The 20,509-nt window shown below is 66.1% G+C and carries 24 protein-coding genes and 1 pseudogene; 12 read left to right on the top strand and 13 right to left on the bottom strand.

Annotation, left to right across the window (positions count from 1 at the left end; translation table 11 throughout):
• Positions 1 to 24: 24 nt before the first annotated feature.
• Positions 25 to 708 carry an HTH-type transcriptional activator FasR gene (fasR, locus tag CKW46_RS09740; RefSeq protein WP_011740487.1) on the top strand — a complete coding sequence of 228 codons (684 nt, stop codon included), beginning with the start codon at positions 25 to 27 and terminating at the stop codon, positions 706 to 708.
• Here fasR and CKW46_RS09735 read toward each other — a convergent pair.
• A complete protein-coding gene (locus CKW46_RS09735) occupies positions 705 to 950 on the bottom strand; it encodes a DUF3107 domain-containing protein (protein WP_012393216.1) in 246 nt (81 codons plus the stop codon). The two genes, fasR and CKW46_RS09735, sit on opposite strands and share 4 nt — an antisense overlap.
• Before the next feature lie 14 nt (positions 951 to 964).
• Here CKW46_RS09735 and CKW46_RS09730 point away from each other — a divergent pair, with 14 nt between their 5' ends.
• Complete coding sequence (locus tag CKW46_RS09730) at positions 965 to 1,951, top strand: MmpS family transport accessory protein (RefSeq protein WP_117437020.1); 987 nt, start codon at positions 965 to 967, stop codon at positions 1,949 to 1,951.
• 12 nt (positions 1,952 to 1,963) lie between these two features.
• Here the strand turns inward: CKW46_RS09730 and CKW46_RS09725 are convergent, their stop codons facing one another.
• Positions 1,964 to 2,659, bottom strand: a complete 696-nt coding sequence (locus tag CKW46_RS09725; RefSeq protein ID WP_012393214.1) for a ferritin-like fold-containing protein — start codon at positions 2,657 to 2,659, stop codon at positions 1,964 to 1,966.
• 262 nt (positions 2,660 to 2,921) lie between these two features.
• Between CKW46_RS09725 and CKW46_RS09720 the strand changes: the two genes are divergently transcribed.
• Both CKW46_RS09720 and CKW46_RS09715 read left to right on the top strand, forming a co-directional pair.
• Complete coding sequence (locus CKW46_RS09720) at positions 2,922 to 4,475, top strand: DEAD/DEAH box helicase (protein ID WP_482053099.1); 1,554 nt, start codon at positions 2,922 to 2,924, stop codon at positions 4,473 to 4,475.
• Between the two features lie 14 nt (positions 4,476 to 4,489).
• Positions 4,490 to 5,704, top strand: coding sequence for an Rv3212 family protein (locus tag CKW46_RS09715; protein ID WP_482053098.1), 1,215 nt, complete (start codon positions 4,490 to 4,492; stop codon positions 5,702 to 5,704).
• A 22-nt stretch (positions 5,705 to 5,726) separates the two neighbouring features.
• Here CKW46_RS09715 and CKW46_RS09710 read toward each other — a convergent pair whose 3' ends face one another.
• On the bottom strand, positions 5,727 to 6,527 hold the full coding sequence (locus CKW46_RS09710; RefSeq protein ID WP_015354889.1) for a ParA family protein: 801 nt from the start codon (positions 6,525 to 6,527) through the stop codon (positions 5,727 to 5,729).
• 76 nt (positions 6,528 to 6,603) lie between these two features.
• Here CKW46_RS09710 and CKW46_RS09705 point away from each other — a divergent pair, with 76 nt between their 5' ends.
• The 3 genes from CKW46_RS09705 to CKW46_RS09695 are packed head-to-tail and all read left to right on the top strand — an operon-like array spanning position 6,604 to position 8,779.
• Positions 6,604 to 7,203 carry an acid phosphatase gene (locus CKW46_RS09705; RefSeq protein ID WP_015354888.1) on the top strand — a complete coding sequence of 200 codons (600 nt, stop codon included), beginning with the start codon at positions 6,604 to 6,606 and terminating at the stop codon, positions 7,201 to 7,203.
• On the top strand, positions 7,200 to 8,300 hold the full coding sequence (locus CKW46_RS09700; RefSeq protein WP_117437023.1) for an isochorismate synthase: 1,101 nt from the start codon (positions 7,200 to 7,202) through the stop codon (positions 8,298 to 8,300). The genes CKW46_RS09705 and CKW46_RS09700 overlap by 4 nt, the downstream gene beginning before the upstream one ends.
• Positions 8,297 to 8,779, top strand: coding sequence for a GNAT family N-acetyltransferase (locus tag CKW46_RS09695; RefSeq protein ID WP_011740496.1), 483 nt, complete (start codon positions 8,297 to 8,299; stop codon positions 8,777 to 8,779). The genes CKW46_RS09700 and CKW46_RS09695 overlap by 4 nt, the downstream gene beginning before the upstream one ends.
• On the opposite strand, the gene CKW46_RS09690 is transcribed toward CKW46_RS09695, so the two are convergent.
• The gene (locus CKW46_RS09690) at positions 8,731 to 9,162 is read right to left on the bottom strand and encodes a hypothetical protein (RefSeq protein WP_036426849.1); all 432 of its coding nucleotides are present in this window, start codon (positions 9,160 to 9,162) and stop codon (positions 8,731 to 8,733) included. The two genes, CKW46_RS09695 and CKW46_RS09690, sit on opposite strands and share 49 nt — an antisense overlap.
• 125 nt (positions 9,163 to 9,287) lie before the next feature.
• Between CKW46_RS09690 and CKW46_RS09685 the strand changes: the two genes are divergently transcribed.
• Positions 9,288 to 10,322, top strand: coding sequence for a diacylglycerol/lipid kinase family protein (locus tag CKW46_RS09685; RefSeq protein WP_482053097.1), 1,035 nt, complete (start codon positions 9,288 to 9,290; stop codon positions 10,320 to 10,322).
• A gap of 215 nt (positions 10,323 to 10,537) precedes the next feature.
• The gene (gene whiB1 / locus CKW46_RS09680) at positions 10,538 to 10,792 is read left to right on the top strand and encodes a transcriptional regulator WhiB1 (RefSeq protein WP_012393205.1); all 255 of its coding nucleotides are present in this window, start codon (positions 10,538 to 10,540) and stop codon (positions 10,790 to 10,792) included.
• 62 nt (positions 10,793 to 10,854) lie between these two features.
• Here the strand turns inward: whiB1 and CKW46_RS09675 are convergent, their stop codons facing one another.
• The gene (locus CKW46_RS09675; protein ID WP_015354884.1) at positions 10,855 to 12,354 is read right to left on the bottom strand and encodes a sensor histidine kinase; all 1,500 of its coding nucleotides are present in this window, start codon (positions 12,352 to 12,354) and stop codon (positions 10,855 to 10,857) included.
• A gap of 49 nt (positions 12,355 to 12,403) precedes the next feature.
• On the bottom strand, positions 12,404 to 12,619 hold the full coding sequence (locus tag CKW46_RS09670) for a biotin/lipoyl-binding carrier protein (protein WP_012393203.1): 216 nt from the start codon (positions 12,617 to 12,619) through the stop codon (positions 12,404 to 12,406).
• A gap of 190 nt (positions 12,620 to 12,809) precedes the next feature.
• On the opposite strand from CKW46_RS09670, the gene CKW46_RS09665 reads away from it, so the two are divergent.
• Complete coding sequence (locus tag CKW46_RS09665; protein WP_011728008.1) at positions 12,810 to 12,884, top strand: 50S ribosomal protein bL37; 75 nt, start codon at positions 12,810 to 12,812, stop codon at positions 12,882 to 12,884.
• A gap of 100 nt (positions 12,885 to 12,984) precedes the next feature.
• Here the strand turns inward: CKW46_RS09665 and rsrA are convergent, their stop codons facing one another.
• Positions 12,985 to 13,290 carry a mycothiol system anti-sigma-R factor gene (gene rsrA, locus CKW46_RS09660; protein WP_011740502.1) on the bottom strand — a complete coding sequence of 102 codons (306 nt, stop codon included), beginning with the start codon at positions 13,288 to 13,290 and terminating at the stop codon, positions 12,985 to 12,987.
• Positions 13,287 to 13,937, bottom strand: a complete 651-nt coding sequence (locus tag CKW46_RS09655; protein ID WP_161628269.1) for a sigma-70 family RNA polymerase sigma factor — start codon at positions 13,935 to 13,937, stop codon at positions 13,287 to 13,289. Before CKW46_RS09655 ends, rsrA begins: the two co-directional genes overlap by 4 nt.
• Positions 13,938 to 14,253: 316 nt before the next feature.
• Here CKW46_RS09655 and CKW46_RS09650 point away from each other — a divergent pair, with 316 nt between their 5' ends.
• Positions 14,254 to 15,102, top strand: a complete 849-nt coding sequence (locus tag CKW46_RS09650; protein ID WP_015354883.1) for an SDR family oxidoreductase — start codon at positions 14,254 to 14,256, stop codon at positions 15,100 to 15,102.
• A gap of 11 nt (positions 15,103 to 15,113) precedes the next feature.
• Entirely contained in the window at positions 15,114 to 15,569 is a 456-nt protein-coding gene (locus tag CKW46_RS09645; protein ID WP_015354882.1) for a YbaK/EbsC family protein, read from the top strand.
• A gap of 25 nt (positions 15,570 to 15,594) precedes the next feature.
• Here CKW46_RS09645 and CKW46_RS09640 read toward each other — a convergent pair.
• From CKW46_RS09640 to CKW46_RS09620, 5 genes and pseudogenes are all read right to left on the bottom strand, one after another.
• Positions 15,595 to 17,728 (bottom strand): annotated as a pseudogene (locus CKW46_RS09640) (EspK C-terminal domain-containing protein).
• 170 nt (positions 17,729 to 17,898) lie between these two features.
• Positions 17,899 to 18,246, bottom strand: a complete 348-nt coding sequence (locus tag CKW46_RS09635; protein WP_011740506.1) for a YbaB/EbfC family nucleoid-associated protein — start codon at positions 18,244 to 18,246, stop codon at positions 17,899 to 17,901.
• Complete coding sequence (gene espB, locus CKW46_RS09630; RefSeq protein WP_015354880.1) at positions 18,243 to 19,763, bottom strand: EspB family ESX-1 secretion system-associated protein; 1,521 nt, start codon at positions 19,761 to 19,763, stop codon at positions 18,243 to 18,245. Before espB ends, CKW46_RS09635 begins: the two co-directional genes overlap by 4 nt.
• Before the next feature lie 78 nt (positions 19,764 to 19,841).
• On the bottom strand, positions 19,842 to 20,105 hold the full coding sequence (locus CKW46_RS09625) for a hypothetical protein (protein ID WP_252872556.1): 264 nt from the start codon (positions 20,103 to 20,105) through the stop codon (positions 19,842 to 19,844).
• Positions 20,106 to 20,156: 51 nt separating this feature from the next.
• Positions 20,157 to 20,438 (bottom strand): hypothetical protein, encoded by a 282-nt coding sequence (locus tag CKW46_RS09620; RefSeq protein WP_252872557.1) that lies wholly within the window; start codon positions 20,436 to 20,438, stop codon positions 20,157 to 20,159.
• Between the last annotated feature and the right edge of the window lie 71 nt (positions 20,439 to 20,509).

Genomic DNA, 20,509 nt, shown 5'->3' with positions numbered 1-20,509 from the left:
TGGCCGACAAGCAGATGAGGACCGATGAGCGATCTCGCCAAGGCGGCGCAGCACCGCGCCGTCAGATCAGCCGACCGCGTGCGGTCGACTGAGGGCGCGACCCCCAAAGCGCGCGGTAACCGACTGCCCCGAGACGAGCGACGCGGCCAGCTGCTCATCGTCGCCAGCGACGTTTTCGTCGATCGCGGCTACCACGCCGCCGGCATGGACGAGATCGCCGAACGGGCGGGCGTCAGTAAACCTGTTCTTTACCAACACTTTTCGAGCAAGCTCGAACTCTATCTGGCGGTATTGAATCGGCACGTGGACAAGCTGGTGGCCGGGGTACAGCAAGCTCTGCGCACGACCACCGACAACCGGGGACGGCTGTATGCCGCGGTTCAGGCGTTCTTCGACTTCATCGAGCACGACAGCCAGGGTTACCGGCTGATCTTCGAAAACGACTACGTCACCGAACCCGAGGTCGCCGCGCAAGTGCGGGTTGCCACCGAATCCTGCATCGACGCGGTGTTCGCCCTGATCAGCGCCGATTCCGGGCTGGACCCGCACCGAGCGCGGATGATCGCGGTAGCCCTGGTCAGCATGAGCGTCGACTGCGCCCGATACTGGCTGGACTCCGACAGGCCGATCTCCAAGTCGGATGCCATCGAAGGCACCGTGCAGTTCGCCTGGGGCGGACTGTCGCACGTGCCGCTGGCTCGGTCTTAGCTGCGCGCCGCTTCCGCACCGACCCCGAAGCCAACCCGACGGGCGTCGGCCACTCCGATCTCGACATAGGCGATCTTGGCGGCGGCGACCAAGAACCGACGGCCCCGCTCGTCGTCCAAGCTCAACAGGCCCGAGTCATCACGCAGCGCTGCGCTGACGAGTTCTTCGACCTCGCCGGGCGTCTGCGCGCTGCCGAACACCAGCTCGCGCGGACTGTCCGTGATTCCGATCTTGACCTCCACGGGGGCCCCTTCCGTTGCTACTCCGTCGTCGACGTATCAGCAGCAGGCTAGTAGACGCGTTCGAGGCGCCGCACATCGGCCTGTCGGCCCGTACCAGCAGGTCACGGCTAGCAGATTGGTTCATCACAATTGGGTCTAACCTGGCCCGACACGCCATCGCAGCCCTGAAGCGGCACCGTCGCGTAGATACCATCGGCCCCATCAGCAACTCAGCTCACACCCAGTACGACACCGTCCGGGACGTCGAGGACTACCCGGACGATGAGAGCTATGGCGGCTACAGCGACTACGGCTACCAAGACAGCCAAGACGACCAAGACGAATACCCAGACAGCTATGCGGACCTCGCCTGGCCGGCGGATCGCCGGTGGCGCCCCGTCGCCGCGGTGCTGGGCGTCGTGGTGGCCCTGGGCGCCATCACGACCGCGCTCGTGATCAATAGTGGCGACAGCGCGACCACCAAGGGCAAGGTTGGCGTTCCGACGCCGCGGACAGTCATCTCTACGACACCGCGCACCACTGCGCCATCAGCGCCACCGCGGACGGCTCCCTATCCCAGCACCAGCACCAGCACCAGGCCAGGCCCCGGCACCTCCGCGTCCCAACTCCCCCCGGAAACCTTCACAACGGTGACACCACCGGGCGCAGCGCCGACGTGGCCACCCACCGCCGTGGCGCCGCTGCCGGGCATGCAGCCGCTACCCGCCGAACCCCCCTCGGCCGCGCTGAATCCGCGCACCGTCATCTATCGCGTGACCGGAACCAAGCAGCTCCTGGACATGGTGAACATCGTCTACACCGACGCACGCGGCTTCCCCGTCACCGAGTTCAATGTGGCCCTGCCCTGGACCAAGATGGTGGTCTTGAACCCGGGCGTGCAGACCGAGTCGGTGGTCGCGACCAGCATCTACGGCCGTTTGAACTGCGCGATTGTCAACGCGCAGGGACAGCTGGTGGTGGCATCCACCAACACGTCGATCATCGCGACGTGCACCCGCTAGCGCCGAGGGCAGTCAGCCGAGGCCGAGCTCACTCATCCGCTTGTCATGCGTCTGCTGCAGACGTTCGAAAAACGTGCCGAGCTGGCTGAGACCACCGGTACCGGCGACCACCAGGTCGACCAGCTCGTCGTGGTCGGCCAGCAGGAACTGGGCCTGCGTGATGGCCTCGCCCAACAGACGACGTGACCACAGCGCCAGCCGACTGCGCTGTTTCCCGCTGGTTGTCACCGCGGCACGCACCTCGGCGATAACGAACTGAGAGTGGCCGGTCTCGGCCAACGCCGCCCGGACCACGTCCGCAACTTCATCGGGCAGCCCGCCCGCGATCTGCAGGTAGAGATCGGCGGCCAGTGCGTCACCCACATAGGTCTTCACCAAGGCTTCCAGCCACGTACTCGGCGTGGTCAGCCGGTGGTAATTCTCCAGCGGCGAGACGTACTTGGACATGGCCGGCACCACATCGACACCGCGCCGTTCCAGCGCGTCCCGCAACAGCTCGTAATGCCCCATCTCAGCCGACGCAATGCTCGCCATCGAAATACGTCCCCGCAGGTCCGGGGCCATCCGCGCCTCGTCGGTCAGCCGGTAGAAGGCGGCCACCTCGCCATAGGCCAGCAATGCGAACAACTCGTTGACGCCGGGGTGATCCGCCGATAGCTGTGGCCCGGTCGAATCGGCCACCTGATCGGCGGATGAGGGCGAAGTCATGGCAACACTCTAGTCGGCGAGAACGACGGAAAGCCGGTGGCCGTGAGCCGACCAGCTATGATGAAGGTTAGGTAGCGGCCGTATGTTTGTGCTGCCGCTACCAGTGCAATGTGCGTGCACGTAGCTGGCCCCGCCCAGACGAGCGGTGGGCCGGCGACTCGGCGACGTATCGGAGTCGGAAACTCGTGCGCGCGATGAACCGCGATTGAGATGACCGACCAATAAATACCTATACTGTCACCGAAAGGCTCTTCACTCCCGTATGACTGCGCTGAAAAGCACAACCGAAACAACCCCAAAAACATTTGCTGAACTTGGAGTTCGCGACGAAATAGTACGCGCACTGGACGAACGGGACATCGAGTGTCCTTTCGCCATCCAAGAACTCACCCTGCCGCTGGCACTGGCCGGAGACGATCTGATCGGCCAGGCCCGCACGGGCATGGGCAAGACCTTCGCGTTCGGCGTGCCGCTGCTGCAGCGGGTCAGCTCCGGAACCGGCGTGCGACCGCTGACCGGCGCCCCCCGCGCCTTGGTCGTGGTCCCCACTCGCGAGCTGTGCTTGCAGGTCACCGAGGACCTGGCGGTGGCCGCCAAGTACCTCACCGCCACCACCGAGACCGGCGACCAGCGCCCGCTGTCGGTGGTCTCGATCTATGGCGGACGCGCCTACGAGCCGCAGATCGAGGCCCTGCGGGCCGGCGCTGACGTCGTGGTCGGCACCCCCGGCCGGCTGCTCGACCTGAGCCAGCAGGGCCATCTACAGCTGGGCGGATTGTCCGTGCTGGTCCTCGACGAAGCGGACGAGATGCTCGACTTGGGCTTCCTGCCCGATATCGGGCGCATCCTGCGCCAGATTCCCGCGGACCGGCAGTCGATGCTGTTCTCGGCGACCATGCCAGACCCGATCATCACGCTGGCGCGGACCTTCATGATCCAGCCCACCCACATCCGGGCCGAGGCGCCGCACTCGCTGGCGGTGCACGACACCACCGAGCAGTTCGTCTACCGCGCCCACGCCCTGGACAAGGTCGAGCTGGTCACCCGGGTGCTGCAGGCTCGGGAGCGGGGCGCGACGATGATCTTCACCCGCACCAAGCGCACCGCGCAGAAGGTTGCCGACGAGCTGAACGAGCGCGGTTTCGCGGTGGGCGCCGTGCACGGTGACCTCGGACAGGTGGCCCGCGAGAAGGCCCTCAAGTCCTTCCGCAGCGGCAGCGTCAACGTGCTGGTGGCCACCGATGTCGCCGCGCGCGGTATCGACATCGACGACGTCACCCACGTCATCAACTACCAGTGCCCCGAGGACGAGAAGATGTACGTCCACCGCATCGGGCGCACCGGCCGGGCCGGCCGCACCGGCGTCGCCGTCACGCTGGTGGATTGGGATGAACTGCCCCGCTGGACGATGATCGACAAGGCATTGGGCCTGGGCTCACCCGACCCGGCCGAGACGTACTCCAGCTCGCCGCATCTCTACACCGAGCTGTCGATCCCGACCGATGCCGCTGGCACCGTCGGCCCGCCGAGCAAGTCCGGGTCCAAGCCCCGTACGACGGAAAAACAGGACGACCAGCAGGGCGAGAAGTCGGGGCGCGCGCGCTCGGACGCTGGGCGCCGGCGGCGCACCCGCGGCGGCAAGCCGGTCACCGGACATCCCGCCACCACGCCGGTGGCCAGTGGCGAGACGGCCACCGAGACGGGGTCGGGTTTCGGTGCGAGCTCTCCGTCCGGCAACGCCGGGGCCACCCGGCGCCGTAGCCGCCGCCGCAAGCCGGCCGGCGTCCAAGACAACGCCGCCGCATCGGCTAACTGAACCTGCACCCACGCATGGTGAAGCCGGAACGGCGCACCAGGGGTGACATCCTGGCCGCCGCAGCGATCGTGGTGGTCATCGCGCTCGTCACGTTGCTGATCTGGTGGACCAGTGATGCGCGGGCGACCGTCAGCCGGCCGGCCGCCGCTCCGGCACCCAACCCGAGCCCCGCCCGGGAGGTGCCGGGCACGCTCAAGCAGCTCTGGACGGCTAACAGCCCGGCCACCCGCGTGCCGGTGGTGGCGGGCGGGACCGTGGCCACCGGCGCGGGACGCCTGGTGGAAGGGCGGAACCCGACCACCGGTGAGACGCTGTGGAGCTACTCGCGCGACACCGACCTGTGCGGCGTGAGCTGGGTGTATCGCTATGCCGTCGCGGTGTACCGCGATGATCGTGGTTGCGGCCAGGTGAGCACCATCGACGGATCGACCGGTCGTCGCGGCCCCGCCCGCAGCAGCTACGCGGACCCAAAGGTGCGGCTGTCCTCCGATGGCACCACGGTGCTGTCGGCCGGCAGCACCCGCCTGGAACTGTGGCGGTCCGACATGGTTCGGATGCTGTCCTACGGCGAGACCGACGCTCGGGTGAAACCGGCAAACCGGGGCCTGCACTCCGGATGCACGCTGGAGTCGGCCGCGGCGAGCTCTTCGGCGGTCTCGGTGCTCGAAGCCTGCCAGGACCAGGCGGACCTGCGGCTGGTGCTGCTGCGCCCCGGCAAGGAAGAAGACGAACCCGAGCAACGGATCATGCCCGAGCCCGGGATTCGCGCCGGGTCGGGCGCACGCGTGCTGATCGTCTCGCAGAACAACACCGCGGTGTACCTTCCATCGCCGCAACCCCACGTCGAGGTGATCGACGAAACCGGAACCACCACGGCAAGCACCTTGCTGCCCAAACCCCCGTCACCGGCGGCCGTGGTGTCTCAGACCGGCAACCTGGTGACCTGGTGGACCGGCGATGCGTTGCTGGTCTTCAACACCGGAAAATTGACCCAGCGGTACACCATCGCCGCCGGTGACACGGCCGCGCCCCTGGGCCCGGGGGTGATGATGGCCGGCCAGCTGCTGGTACCGGTCACCGGCGCCTTGGGTGTCTACGACCCGGTCAGCGGCGCCAGCATTCGCTACATCCCGGTGGACCGACAGCCGAACACCTCGGCGGTGATCCCGGTCGTGGTGGGTTCCACGGTGATCGAGCAACGCGGCGACGCCGTGGTGGCGCTCGGCTGAGTGTCGGGGTGCCCGGGCGCGGCTAGGGCTCGACCGTGAAGGTGGGCAGGGGCTTGCCGGTCTTCCAGTGTTTGAGCAGTGCCTGCGCCAGCTCGCGATAGGCCAGCGCGCCCTTGTTCTTGCGTCCGGCCAGCACCGACGAACCCGACGCGGTGGCTTCGGCGAATCGCACGGTGCGTGGGATCGGTGGCGCCAGCACCGCCAGGCTGTACCGATCGGCGACGTCAAGCAGCACGTCGCGGGTGTGGGTGGTACGCGGGTCGTACAGCGTCGGCAAGGCGCCCAGCAACCGTAGGTCTGGATTGGTGATCTGCTGCACGTCGGAGACCGTGCGCAGGAACTGTCCCACGCCGCGGTGCGCCAGCGTCTCGCATTGCAGCGGGACGATGACCTCGTCGGCGGCCGTCAACCCGTTGAGCGTGAGCACACCCAGCGACGGCGGGCAGTCGATGATGACGACGTCGAACTCGTCCGACAATTTGGCCAGCGCCCGTTTGAGCGCGTACTCACGGCCGGCCCGCATCAACAACATCGCCTCGGCGCCGGCCAAGTCGATGTTGGCCGGCAGCAGCGTCATTCCCTCCAGCGTCGTCACCAACGCGGCGCTCGGCTCGACTTCCCCGAGCAACACCTCATGCACGGACACCGTCAGTTTGTCGGGGTCGTGGCCCAGCGAGAAGGTCAAGCACCCCTGCGGATCCAAATCGACCAGCAGCACCCGCCGTCCCTTGTCCACCATTGCCGCACCGAGGGAGGCCACCGTCGTCGTCTTGGCCACTCCGCCCTTCTGGTTGGCCACCGCCAGTACCCGGATCTCTGTCACAGTGTCATCCTGGCATGTACTCGTCAGTCTGGCTGGGGCGATGGGTCCGGCATGTCGTCCGGCACAATCGTTCGGCATGGGCGTGCACAACCACCGACTCCTGCTGCTCCGCCACGGCGACACCGAATGGTCGAAATCGGGCAAGCACACGGGTCGAACCGACATCGAGCTGACCGAAACCGGCCGCGCGCAAGCGGAGCTGGCTGGGCGGGCGCTCAATGAGCTCGAACTCGACAATCCGCTGGTGATCAGCAGTCCCCGCAAGCGAACCCTGGCCACCGCCGAGTTGGCCGGGCTGACCGTCGATACGGTCTCCGAACTGGTCGCCGAGTGGGATTACGGTTCCTACGAAGGCCTGACCACGCCGCAGATCCGCGAATTCGAGCCGAATTGGCTGGTCTGGACGCACGGATGCCCCGGCGGGGAATCCGTGCAGCAGGTCACTGAGCGCGCCGACCGGGCCATCGCACTTGCGCTGGAACACATGACTTCACGTGATGTGGTGTTCGCCAGCCACAGCCACTTCTCCCGGTCGGTGACAACGCGTTGGGTCGAATTGGCATTGGTCGAAGGCAGCCGGTTCTACATGCCCACCGCTTCCATCGCCATTTGCGGATTCGAGCACGGGGTGCGTCAGCTGAGCGCGCTCGGATTGAAAGGGTTTTCGGACAGTTGAGAGCCAGCGAACCGCCGTTCGCACTGTGCGGGCCCCGGGGAAATCTGATTGCCGAAGGGGTGCGTACCAGTTACTCCGCAATTGCGGCGGCCCAGGCCGCACTGCGCTCAGGATCAGCACCAATGTTGTTGGGCGCGTTGCCTTTCGACGTAAGCCAACCAGCGGCGCTGATGGTGCCGACGTCGGTGCGACGCGAGACGGGGCTGCCCGACTGGCCCACCGAAGCGCCGCCCAGGGTGCGCATCAGCGCCGCGGTGCCGCCACTTGCCGAACACCGCGCCCGGATCACCCGCGCGCGAGATCAGCTGGCCGCACCACAGGGCTTGCTGCACAAGGTGGTGCTGGCGCGGGCCCTGCAGTTGACCGCGGAGACCGCTCTGGACCCTCGAGTCGTCCTGCGCAGGCTGATGGCGGCCGACCCCACGTCCTACGGCTATCTGGTCGACCTGACCGCGGCTGGAGACTGCTACACCGGAGCGGCCCTGGTGGGCGCCAGCCCCGAGCTGCTGGTCGCCCGATTCGGCGATCAGGTCACCTGCCAACCCTTCGCCGGCTCCGCGCCACGCTCCGCGGATCCGGAGATCGACGCCGCCAACGCGACGGCGTTGGCCGGTTCGGCCAAGAACCGACACGAGCATCAACTGGTGATCGACACCATGCGCGAGGCGCTGGAGCCGCTCTGCGACGAGCTGAAAATCGCACCGGAGCCCGAACTGACCGGTACCGCCACGGTCTGGCATCTGTGCACTCCAGTCATTGGTAAACTGCGCGATACCGCAACTACGGCAATCGATCTGGCATTGGCACTGCACCCCACCCCCGCGGTGGGCGGTGTGCCGACGAACGCCGCCAGCGAGCTCATCGCCTCGCTGGAGGGCGACCGCGGTTTCTACGCGGGAACAGTCGGCTGGTGCGACGCGGGCGGTGACGGCTACTGGGTGGTGTCCATTCGCTGCGCACAGTTGTCAGCCGACCGGCGCACCGCGCTGGCGCACGCCGGTGGCGGCATTGTCGCCGAATCCAATCCCGATGACGAAGTCGACGAGACCACAACGAAATTCGCCACAATATTGACCGCTCTAGGAGTCAAACAATGACCGAGAACATCCGCCGGGCCAAGCCGGAAGACACCGCTGAAATTACCGCCATGATCCGCGAGCTCGCCGAGTTCGAGCGCGCCGCCGACCAATGCACGGTCAGCGAAAAGCAGATATTCACAGCACTTTTCGGAGCTCTGCCGACGGTGCGGGGACACATCGTCGAGATCGACGGTCAGATCGCGGCGATGGCGCTGTGGTTTCTGAACTTCTCCACCTGGGACGGCGCCGCCGGGATCTACTTGGAAGACCTTTACGTGCGGCCGCAATTCCGCCGGCGTGGGCTGGCCCGAAGGCTGCTGGCGACGCTGGCCGCCGAATGCCTGGACAACGGTTACACGCGGCTGTCCTGGGCGGTGCTGAACTGGAACTCCAATGCCATTGCGGTCTACGACGCCGTCGGCGGGCAGCCGCAGAACGAATGGACCACCTACCGGCTGTCTGGCCCGGATTTGGTGGCACTGGCCGGACCCCGCTGATCCCCGGCGCCGGCCCAGCGCAGCGATGGGGGGCTGAACAGCAGCAGCAACACGGTCAGTGCCACGGCCCCCAGCGGAATGCCGAACACCGGCTGGTGCGAATCAGCGGTCAGATACCAGGCAACCGGCAACAGCAGTAGCTGGGTGACCACGGCCAGCCCCCGACCCCAGCGCCTACCGGCCACCAGAGCACATCCAGCGGCCAGCACCGCGGCACCGATGAGGACAAACCACACCGCGGTGCCCAGGCCGTTGACCAGGCGCTGATCGGCCCCTGCGAGCCCGCGCACTGCCAACACCGCCGCCACGATCAGCCCTGCGGTCCCCTGCACCGCCACGACCACTCCAGCGCCGCGGATGGGGGTCGGGGCTGGCACAGTCACAGCCTCAGCGTAGTCTGTGGGGCCACGCCGAGGCGCACTCACGGCGCCGGGGCGTCCGATGGCGCGGCTAACCCGAAACAGACGACACCGACGCAGCAGGTTTACACGGCCTAGGCTCATGCCTCATGCGCGCCGTGTTGATCGTCAACCCAACCGCCACCTCCATCACACCGGCGGATCGCGAACTGGTGGTCAACGCGCTCAAGGGCCGCCTGGATCTCGACATCGAACACACCAAACATCGTGGCCACGCCACCGAGCTGGGCGAAGCGGCCGCCGCCGCCGGCGTGGACCTGGTGGTTGTGCACGGCGGCGACGGCAAGGTAAGCGGAGTGATCAACGGAGTCCTGGGCCGCCCCGGCTCAACCCCGACCGGCCCGCTGCCGGCCATCGCGGTCATTCCCGGCGGCTCGGCAAACGTCCTGGCCAGGTCGCTCGGGATCTCGCACGGCCCCGTTGCCGCCACCAACCAGCTGCTTCAGCTGCTCGATGACTACCGCCGCCGCCCGCAGTGGCGTCGAATCGGACTGATCGACTGCGGCGAGCGCTGGGCCGCCTTCAACACCGGCATGGGCGTGGACGCCGAGGTGGTCGCCGCGGTAGAAGCCGAGCGCGACGGCGGCAGGAAAGTCACCCCCTGGCGCTATGTCCGCGCGACGGTGCCCGCCATGCTGTCCAACGCCGGCCGCGAACCCGCACTCAAGCTGGAGATTCCGGGCCGTGAACCGGTCACGGAGGTGAGCTTTGTCTTCGTGTCCAACGCCAGTCCCTGGACCTTCGTGGGCAACCGGCCGGTGTGGACCAATCCGGGCTGCACCTTCGAAACGGGCCTCGGAGTGTTTGCCATGAGGAACATGAAGACGATCCCGATGCTGCGGCTGCTGCGGCAGATGTTGGCCAAACGACCGAAGTTCGACAGCAAACGCCTCGTCCGCGACGACGACGTCCCAAGCCTGCGTGTTACCAGCACAGCCGCGCCGGTGGCCTGTCAGTTCGACGGGGACTACCTTGGGGTGCGCCAAACCATGACGTTCAGGGCCGTTCCGGAAGCGGTGGCGGTGGTCGCCCCTCCCCCCCAAAAATCCCTGCTGAGCTGGGAAAAACCAAGTCGTGACAAGGTTGCGACAGCCAATCTACCCTCAACCGACGGGGCGGTGTAGTACAACTGTATAAGGGCTTTGGTAAGAGATCACCAAAGTGAGATAGCCCACGCGCTCACGTAACACTATTGACATCTGCGAAGCCTGTGAAACGATCAAAAGGTTGCATGCGAAGACATGTAGGGCTACAGAAACCTTTTCTTGTGCACATCGTTAACCGCCAAGGAAAAATCGGCTGTGCGCATTGCTGCGCACTTAGTGAGGAGTAGTGACTAATGGATTGGCGCCACAAGGCGGTCTGCCGTGACGAAGATCCGGAGCTGTTCTTCCCGGTTGGGAACAGCGGTCCGGCAATCGCGCAGATCGCTGACGCGAAACTGGTCTGTAATCGGTGCCCTGTGACCACCGATTGCCTCAGCTGGGCCCTGAACACGGGCCAGGACTCGGGCGTCTGGGGCGGTATGAGCGAAGACGAGCGACGCGCCCTAAAGCGCCGCAACGCACGGACCAAGGCCCGCAGCGGAGTCTGACAACTCGGTACGCAGCTGTACGGCCCCGACAACGCGTCGGGGCCGTATTGTTGCGCGCTGCATTAGGCCAGCAGCCGGCCCCGGCGACCGATTGGCACTCGAAGCACCACGTCGGTACCTCGCCCGGGCGCTTCTCGCATCCCCAGCGAGCCATCCAGCTCCGCTGACACCAGGGTGCGCACAATCTGCAGGCCCAGGCTGTCGGACTTCTCCAAGCTGAAACCGGAGGGAAGGCCACGTCCATCGTCGTGCACCACAACATCGAGCCAGCGCGCCGAGCGCTCGGCCCGAATGGTCACCGCCCCCTGAGCCGCGTGATCAAATGCATGCTCGATCGCGTTCTGAACCAACTCGGTGATCACCATGATCAGGGCGGTCGCGCGATCGGAGTCCAGCACGCCGAGGTCACCGACGCGGTTGATCCGGATCGGCCTATCCACTGACGCCACATCGTTCATGATCGGCAAGATCCGGTCGATGACCTCATCGAGGTTGACCTGCTCATCGACGGACATCGACAGCGCGTCGTGCACCAACGCGATCGACGAAACCCGGCGCACCGACTCGATCAGCGCCTCTCGCCCCTCGGCATTGGTGGTGCGTCGGGCCTGCAACCGCAGTAACGCAGCAACGGTCTGCAGGTTGTTTTTCACCCTGTGGTGAATTTCGCGGATTGTCGCGTCCTTGGAGATCAGGGCCCGGTCCCGGCGCTTCACCTCGGTGACGTCACGAATGAGAATGGCGGCTCCGGCGCTGACACCGCCCACCACCAAGGGCAAAGTACGCAGCAGTACCGTCGCGCCTCCGGCGTCGACCTCCATCCGCATACTTCTGCCACCGACCAGCAGATCTCGGACGTGCTCAGCCACTTCTTCGGCCTCAAACGGATCCGAAATCAGCGGCCGGGTCACTTCGATCAGCTCGTGGCCCTCCAACTCGGTGGTCAAACCCATCCGGTGGTAGGCCGACAACGCGTTGGGGCTGGCGTAGATGGCGACACCGTCGACATCGAGGCGGATGAAGCCGTCACCGGCCCGCGGCGTCGAACGCGACATGGCGACGTCACCGACATCGGGGAAGGTGCCCTCGACCAACATCTGCAGCAGGTCGGTGGCGCAGTCGCGGTAGGCGCTCTCCAAGTGTCCGGACGCGCGTTCGGCGGCGACCGCGGTTTGATGCTGCGTCAACACCGCGACCACCTGATCGCCGTAGCGCACCGGGGAGGCCTCGATGCTCGGCCCAGGCAGCTGGCCCAAGTGTTGTTGGTCGGCATCGCTGTCACGCCGGGCGCTACCGGAGGCGAACGTCTCGGCGACCAGCGGCAGCCGATCGGCTTCGACGACGCTGCCCACCGCGTCGGTCTGCAGAACCGTCGGCGCTGTGTTGGGCCGGCATTGCGCCACACAGACCAGGGCGCCATCGTCTCGGGCAACCCACATCAGGTAGTCGGCAAAGGACAAGTCGGCGAGCAGTTGCCACTCCCCCACCACCGCATGGAGGTGGTCCACCGCATTGCCGGGCAGCATCGTGTTTTCGGCCAGCAAATTACCGAGAGTGGACATCAACAGGCTCCAGAGTCGCTCCCGGACGCGGGGTTTTTGGGTTCAAGGGCTAACTGATCACCGCGATGAGGTCGCCGGCCTGGATAACGTCACCCACGGCCACACTCACTTTGCTCACGGTGCCGCCGATTTCAGCCAGGACCGGGATCTCCATCTTCATCGACTCCAGCAGCACGACTATGTCGCCTTTGCCGATCTGGTCACCTTCACTGACAACGACTTCGAGCACGCTGGCCACGATCTCGGCGCGAACATCCTCGGACATCTTCACCCCACTCGGTTCGGCCATTGCACATGCCGGCTGCTGGTCTATCGGCTCATGTATATCGAACCATAAGGCCACCCGGGGTCGCGGCGCGCGGGCTAGTGCGGTGGCACTGACTCCCGCGTGAGACACTTGCGACAACCCGGGCGGAACCTGGCCGCCCTGCATCGACCAACTACGGAGGTTCATCATGGCCAAGCGTGGCCGTAAGAAGCGCGACCGCAAGCACAGCAAGGCCAACCACGGCAAGCGGCCAAACGCCTAGCTCAGCGGCATAACCGCCCGCCCGCCCGCCCAGCCAAGCAAGCCGAAGGCTACCCGCCCCGCGGCCAGCCCGCTGAGCGGGCGGTTTTGTCGATCGCTCGTTACTCGCCGCCCCGGATGATGGTGGTGCGGCTGATCTGTAGGCGTACCCGCTCCCGCAGCCCCTCCGGGGCCTTCTCGCCCTGACACTTGGTGGCAATCAGTAGCTTGATCCGCTCCTCGAGCCCGTAATGCTTCAGGCATCCGGGGCATGCCTCGAGGTGCTTGCGCAGCTTCTGGCGCGTTTCCGGGGTGCACTCGCCATCAAGCAAGGTCCACACCTCGGCGATCACCTCCGCACAGCCAAAGTAGCCGTGCGAATCCTCATTGTCCGGCAACGAGTCGGGTGAGCCGGGAACTTCGCTCATGAAGACACCTCCTGGTGGGCCTGCTCACCGCGGACGAAGCCACGTTCCTTGGCCACATCCGCCAACAGGGTGCGCAGCTGCCGTCTGCCCCGGTGTAGCCGCGACATCACAGTCCCGATCGGCGTGTCCATGATCTCGGCGATCTCCTTGTAGGGAAAACCCTCCACGTCGGCGTAGTAGACCGCCATCCGGAATTCTTCCGGCAATGCCTGCAGCGCCTCTTTTATCTCAGTGTCCGGCAACGCCTCGAGGGCCTCGACCTCGGCCGAACGCAGCCCGGTCGAGGAATGCTCGGCGTTGGATGCCAGCTGCCAATCGGTGATCTCGTCGGTGGGATATTCCGCGGGCTGTCGCTGCTTCTTGCGATAGCTGTTGATGTAGGTATTGGTCAGAATCCGGTACAGCCACGCTTTGAGATTGGTGCCCTCCCGGAAAGAACGAAAACCCGCGTAGGCCTTGACCATGGTCTCCTGCAGCAGATCCTCGGCATCGGCCGGATTGCGCGTCATCCGCAGCGCGCCGCCGTACAGCTGGTCCAACAGGGGAATCGCGTCGCGCTCGAAGCGCGCAGTCAGCTGCTCGTCAGTCTCCTCAGGCGGCTCCGGGTCGGGCGCCTCAGCCAGGGTCACACCATCGATGTCGGCCATCTTGATAAACACGGTCCCTTCGGTCGAGGTGCCACCGGACAGCGTCGCTACCGACGCCGGACTCGCAGGGAAGCGCCCCAACCGCTCCTCGCCCAGCAGGCTCGTCGAGGTCGACACCAAGCTCCCTCCTCCCAATCTAAAGGCCACGACTGACAATGTCCGCGTCAGTCCGCCCTTTCCTTCGGCTCCCTCATCCCACCAACGCCCACGGTTGATGAGACCGCAATCAATCAACGGCATTTTCTCGCCCGCTATTTCCCGACCGATCCGCGATCCCGCAAACCTCGCTGATCCAGGGTGGCGTTAGTGTGACGCCATGTCCCTTAACGGCAAGACCATGTTCATCTCCGGCGCCAGCCGCGGTATCGGCCTGGCGATCGCCAAGCGGGCCGCACAAGACGGTGCGAACATCGCACTGATCGCCAAGACCGCCGAACCCCACCCGAAGCTTCCGGGCACCGTATACACGGCAGCCAAAGAGCTCGAGGAAGCCGGCGGTCAGGCACTGCCGATCGTCGGGGACGTCCGCGACCCGGACTCCGTCAGCGCCGCCGTTGCCAAGACGGTGGAACAGTTCGGCGGCATCGACATCTGCGTCAACAATGCCTCCGCCATCAACCTCGAGTCCATCACCGAAGTCCCGATGAAGCGGTTCGACCTGATGAACGGCATCCAGGTGCGCGGCACCTATGCGGTGTCGCAGGCGTGCATCCCGCACCTGAAGGGCCGGGAAAACCCGCACATCTTGACGCTTTCTCCGCCGGTGCAGCTGGACAAGAAGTGGCTGAAGCCGACCGCATACATGATGGCCAAGTTCGGTATGACGCTGTGCGCGTTGGGAATCGCCGAGGAGATGCGCGACGAGGGCATCGCCTCGAACACGCTGTGGCCCCGCACCCTGGTGGCAACCGCCGCGGTGCAGAACCTGCTCGGCGGCGACGAGGCGATGGGACGGGCCCGCAAACCCGATGTCTATGCCGATGCGGCCTACGTCATCCTCAACAAGAACTCCCGCGAGTACACCGGCAACTCGGCGCTGTGCGAGGACGTGCTGCTCGAGTCGGGAGTGAGCGACCTCTCGATCTACAACTGCGTGCCCGGGGCCAAGCTGGGCGTGGACCTGTGGGTGGAAGAGGTCAACCCGCCGGGGTACACGCAGCCCTGAGGTGCACCAGCGTGGCCAGGGCCGCAACACCGGGGGTCGCCGCGCTCATCAAAGCCGGTGTGACACACGAACTCTTGCACTTCGAGGCTGTCACGGACCTCTCGGACCGCACAGATATCGCGCCCGAGCAGGTGTTCAAGACTCTGGTCATCGCGCTACCCGGCGAGTTTGCGGTCGCGGTCGTGCCGGTGCCGTCGCGGTTGTCGTTGAAGGCCGCCGCCTCGGCGTTGGGGGCGGCCAAGGCCAGCATGGCCGAGCCCGCCGACGCCGAACGGACAACCGGATACGTGGTCGGCGGCATCTCGCCGTTTGGTCAGCGTAGGAAACTTCGGACGGTGGTAGACAGCTCGGCCCTCACGTGGGACCGGGTGCTGTGCAGCGCCGGGAAGCGGCATTGGGACGTCGCGGTCCCTCCGGCGGATCTGGTCAGATTGACCGACGCGCTCACCGCCGACATCCGGGCCTAGCGCACGAACCGCGCGGTGCCGTCCGTCATCCGCAGGCCGCGAGCTTCGGGTTCAGGGCGGCGTGCAGCAGCCCGCTGAGGTGTTTCCAGTACAGCCAGTCGGCGATGGCGGCCCGCGAATCGGCCGGTTCGGCGAGGGAATACGCCTGGTCGAGGGCGAACCGTTGCGCGTGTTCGGCAAAGGTCAGAAACGCCCGCAGATGCGCCGCCTCGCGGTCGACGGCGTTGCTGGCCATCGGCTTCATCACTTCGAGCCACAACATCGGGCGGCGATCCCCCGGCGGTGGGGCAGCTAGCTGAACTGAGGACCCCAGGTCGGGCAACCGCAGGTTGAAGGTGGCTGCCAGTCTTTCCGCCGTAGCGGCCACCGCCTCGGAATTCATTGTCTCCGAGGTGGCGCGAGTAGCGCGTCCATCCGCGTGCGCAGGGTCAACCGCCGACGCCGGCGGCAGCAGATCGGTCAAACCGGCATCGCTGGTGTCCGCCAGCCATTGCGCGGCTTCGGGATTGACCACCTGCAGCCGGGGCCGGCCGGTCATCTTTCCGCTGGCCGGGATGTCTTCTGGGTCCAGGACAATTCTGGCCACGCCCGGGTCGGAATCGGCGAACTGTTGCTCGGTGGCGATTACCGCTCGCAGTGTCTTGCCCTGACATGCCGCCCAGCGCTGCACGGCCCGCACTGGTCGAGTGGCCCAGCAGGCCCGCTCGGTGGCGGAAATGGCCTCATCCGCACTGGCCATCTGCACCGGCTCGGGCAACTGCACCCCATCGGGAATGTAGGCCAGCCCGTAGCTGTTGGCCACCACGATGGTGGCGTCGGTGGTCACCGCGGTCACCCAGAAGAATCCGAGATCGCCTTGCCCGCCACCGCCCGGTGCATTCAATGCCGCGGCAATGCGGCGCGCCAGTTGCAGCGGATCGGCCCCATTGCGACGGGCCGCGTCAGCGGTGGACGCCTCGGCGATGGCGTCGCGTTCGGCACGCGCCGCCGACACCGGGATGAGCGGCTCCATTACCGCCCCGGCATTGACCGCGGCGGTGCGATCGGTGGCATCCAGGCCGATGGTCGGCCCGGTCTTTGCGGCGGCCCGGGGTGGTCGCCGCCGCCGGCCTGATGGGCGCACTTGAAGGCTTCTGCCCCACGGGTGCGGCCGCTCCGGCTCGCGGACCCGCGGCGGCACCGGCCGGCCCCGCCGAAGCGTGCTCGGTGGCCTTGTCCTGCTCACGCAGGGGCTCCGAAGGCTGCGACGGTGCCGGCGCCGGCGGGTTGCCACGCCCGCCGGCACCTGGCGCGGACCGGGCCGCCGCGGCCCTCAACACCGGGCCCTGTGCCCCGCCATCGGCGGCAGCCGGTGCCGGCGACGCGGGCCCGGCAACGGATCCGGGAACAGGATGCGCCGGCGACGAAGGCATCATCGGTGGGCCCACCGGCGACATTGCCGCCGGTGCGGGCGGGATCCACCCCGGCTCGGCGGCACCGGGTGTTGACTGCTCGGCTTCCGGAACTATCACCGGGGTGACCGGCACCGGTTGTGCAGGCGCCGGCGGCGCCGGTTCTTGCTCGATCGGCTGCCCGGTCTGAACGTCACGGCGCTGCGGGGGTGCGGCCGGTGGCGGTGTCCGCTGGTTGAGCAAGTCTTCCAGCGCATTACGCGGGGGGGTCCACGTCCTGCTCGCGAGAATCTGCTCGGTGGTGTCGGCGACCACGGCGACATTGGCCCCGTGCGTAGCGACGACCAAGCTTTCGATCGCAATGGCTCGCTCGGCGGCGGTGAGGCCGGGTTCGTTCTGCAGAACGAGGATCTGTTGGTGTGCGACCTCCGCGTTTGTATCAATGGCCAACTTGGCTTGCACAACCAAACCGGCAACATATTTGTGCCACGTAATCGCGGTGGCAAGGTCGTTCTGCAGGGTCATCAGGTGACCGATATTGGTGCCGAGTTCGCCGTTGGCGGCATCGGCGGCACCACCCGACCAGACACCGTCGTCGAAAACTTGAGTCCGACGCTGTTGGCAACTCTCCAGCACTTCGGTGACTTGCCGCAAGAACTGCGTAAATTCCTGCGCCCGTTCATAAAAGGCGTCCTCATCGATCTCTGGCCATCCGCCCGGCTCCAATAGCTGGTCGAAATACCCACCCGTCGGCCTTAGCATGCTCATCGTTATTCCCCGCAATATTCGACACGACATATCAATCCGTACCTGCCGGCAACTTCGCCGCGGCCGCTGGCATCGTCAGCCCTGACCCGCTGATCGACGCTTGGGTCGGCCTTGCGGCAATCAGCGATTTGCCGGATGACACACGCCGACACCCGAACAGACGTTGTTCGTTACGTGATGCCCAGCCCCTTCTGGAGCTCACTGGAAATTCCGGCAAGCGACTCGAGGAACTGCTGCTGGCGGGCCTCGATGCCCGCGGACGCGACGGCATCCGCATCTTGGAGCGCCTCGTTGATTCGCTGCTCGACGGCTTCAGCGCCCAGCCGTAGCAGACCTTCTTCGATATGCAGGTCGGTGAGCCACTGGCGTCCGTTCAGAGTCACGTCGACGGTCTTGGCTTCGTCGGTTCCGGCGAAGGATCCGCTGTTGGTCCGGTGCATCTGGTCTTCAAACGCGGACTGGAACTGCTGCGCCTGGCGCAATGCCTCAGCCACCTGCGGGTGCATCTGGGTGCTCATTTGGAGTCCTTACTGTTGGAGCCGGCCTTGCTGTCGGGCCCGGCTTTGCTATCGGGGGCGGCACTCGCGTCCGGGCCGGCGACCTCGGCGGCGGATTTACGTGGGCGTTTGCCGATGAGGCCCTCGGTCCACGGCCGCTCTTCGGTGTAGAGCAACTCGTCCCCCGGCTCCGCGCGCTTGCCCTTACCGGTCTGCCCCGGGGCCTGTCCGGCGCCGGGGGCTCCCATGGGCGCCATGCCCGCACCGCCCGACCCCATCGCGGCCCCCGGCGCGGCGCCAGCCCCCAACAGATCGCGGCCACCGAGCTGCGATGAGATGGAGTCCGGTCCTATGGGAGGCCGCATCGACGCAGCTCCAGCTCCTCCGAACGAGGCCGGTTTGAGTTTCGGCGCCCCCGCCGAAAGACCCGTCCCGCCGCCGCGACCGGCAAAGGAATCGGCCAAGGTATTGCCCGGCAGCTGGGGGCTGCCGGCGAACGGCACGACGGGCATGTCAGTGGGGTTGGGCAGGGCCTCGTCCACTGGCCAGTCATCAGCCGGGGCGGGCACCGGATCGGGCCCGGGCGGCACCACGATCTGCTCGGGCGGCTTGGCCTGCGCGGGCGGATCGATTTTGACCTCATTGGCTTTGGGAGGCTTGGTTGGCTGCACGGGCGGCAATGGAAAATTCGCCGCCCGTTCGTATTCCGCCAGCTCCTCATCCGATGTTTGCTGCAGCACCGCATAGATCGCAAGGATCTGGTTCCGCATATTCGTGACATCAGCCTTGGGGACGCTGCAGTACAGGTCGTCGAGGTCTCTCAGATCCGCGAAGCGAACCGTCTTTCCCTGGAACTGGATATGGCTGGCATGAAGCTGGCGTTGCGCGGCCGCAACCGTTTGGGCCTGACTCGCCATGGTGCTACACAAGTCCGCCATCTGCCGCAGCCACGCGATCTGCCTGTCAAAATGGTCCTCGACGGCCGCCGCCGCTTCACCGTCCCAACGCTGAAAGGGTCCGAAGCGGTCGGTGGCCTCCAGCAGCTTCAGCCGATAGTCCAGCCACGTCCTCGCGAAGTTTTCGAATGAATTGCCGTTGTCGGCCCACTCGATGGTCAATGCCCTGACCTTGAGATCTGCGTAGCCGTCAAGGCGGTGATCAGCTGCCATTGTGGAGACCCCGGCGTCGTCGAATGCCTCCGTTTCCGGCTCCGCGCCTGCGGGGCCGGGGGTCGCCGCCGACACCGAGGCGCTGCCCGTGTCGAGGTCGGCCGCAGCGTGCTCGTCGACTTCCTCGTAGGCCTTGGCCGCGTTCCTCAACGACTGCGCCAGCCGCGCCCGCTCCGTGTCGAAATAGCCCAGATACTTGCGCATTTCACCGGCGGAGCGCGCAAGCTCTGCGGCAGCTTCCTTAGCCGGTGCGAAGTCGCACGGGGGCTGGGGATCTTCCGTCGGCAGTCCGGGTATCGGAGCCTCCAGCCGGACCGCTCTGGCCAAGAGCTCCTCGCCTTCCACGGCGAGCACCTGTGCTAGCGTCACGCGAATCCTCCTCCTAGGGGCTATTGAAAATCGTGAAATTCACCGTCAGTGGCTGATAGACGCTGATAGACAATGAATTCAGTGTTCGAGCTGCAGAACGGGTCCGTCTTCGGCGGGTTCGGGCGCGGTCCCCGGGCCCTGCTGGGCCATCGACGCAACCCCCTGCAGCTGCCCCATGGTCTGGTTGACCAGGTTCGCGTACTGAGAAGCGTGTCCCGATAGCGTCGCGGCCTGCCCCGGCAGCGAACCCATCTGGGCCATGGTGGGCAAGGTGAACCTCGATGCGATCGGTATCTCGGGTTCAGCCGCCAAGCCATATCCGAGGGCCGCACTGCCCGCCATCAAGGCGTTGCCGCGAGCGGCATACTCGGACGTCGTTGCGGCGGAACGGAATTAGAACTGGCCCAATTGTTCTCCGAGCGACTGGTCGGCTTCCGCATAGATCGCGGCGGCGGCGACGAAATTGGACCCCGTCTTCGTCAGGGCGGAGTTGACGACGGGCAACGAGTCGGCCACCGGCGACTCGATAATCGGCAAGATTGCGTTGATGGCTGCCGACGCGGAATCCAGTCCGGTCGCAACGATCGGCGGCGGGGGCGTCGGCAAAGTCAGCTCCGCCAAATCGATTCCAGCAATCTTCAGGCGGGAAGAATCGATGACCAGCTCCTTAGCCATGTCCAATCCCCTTACATGTGTTGCTATTTGAGCTAAGGCGGCCCGCGGCCGCCGCGCCTGTCTTCGTGGGG

This window comes from Mycobacterium liflandii (assembly GCF_022354805.1).
GTDB lineage: Bacteria > Actinomycetota > Actinomycetes > Mycobacteriales > Mycobacteriaceae > Mycobacterium > Mycobacterium marinum.
The sequence above is the reverse complement of the archived record's forward strand: the minus strand, read 5'-3'. Positions and strand labels throughout refer to the sequence as shown.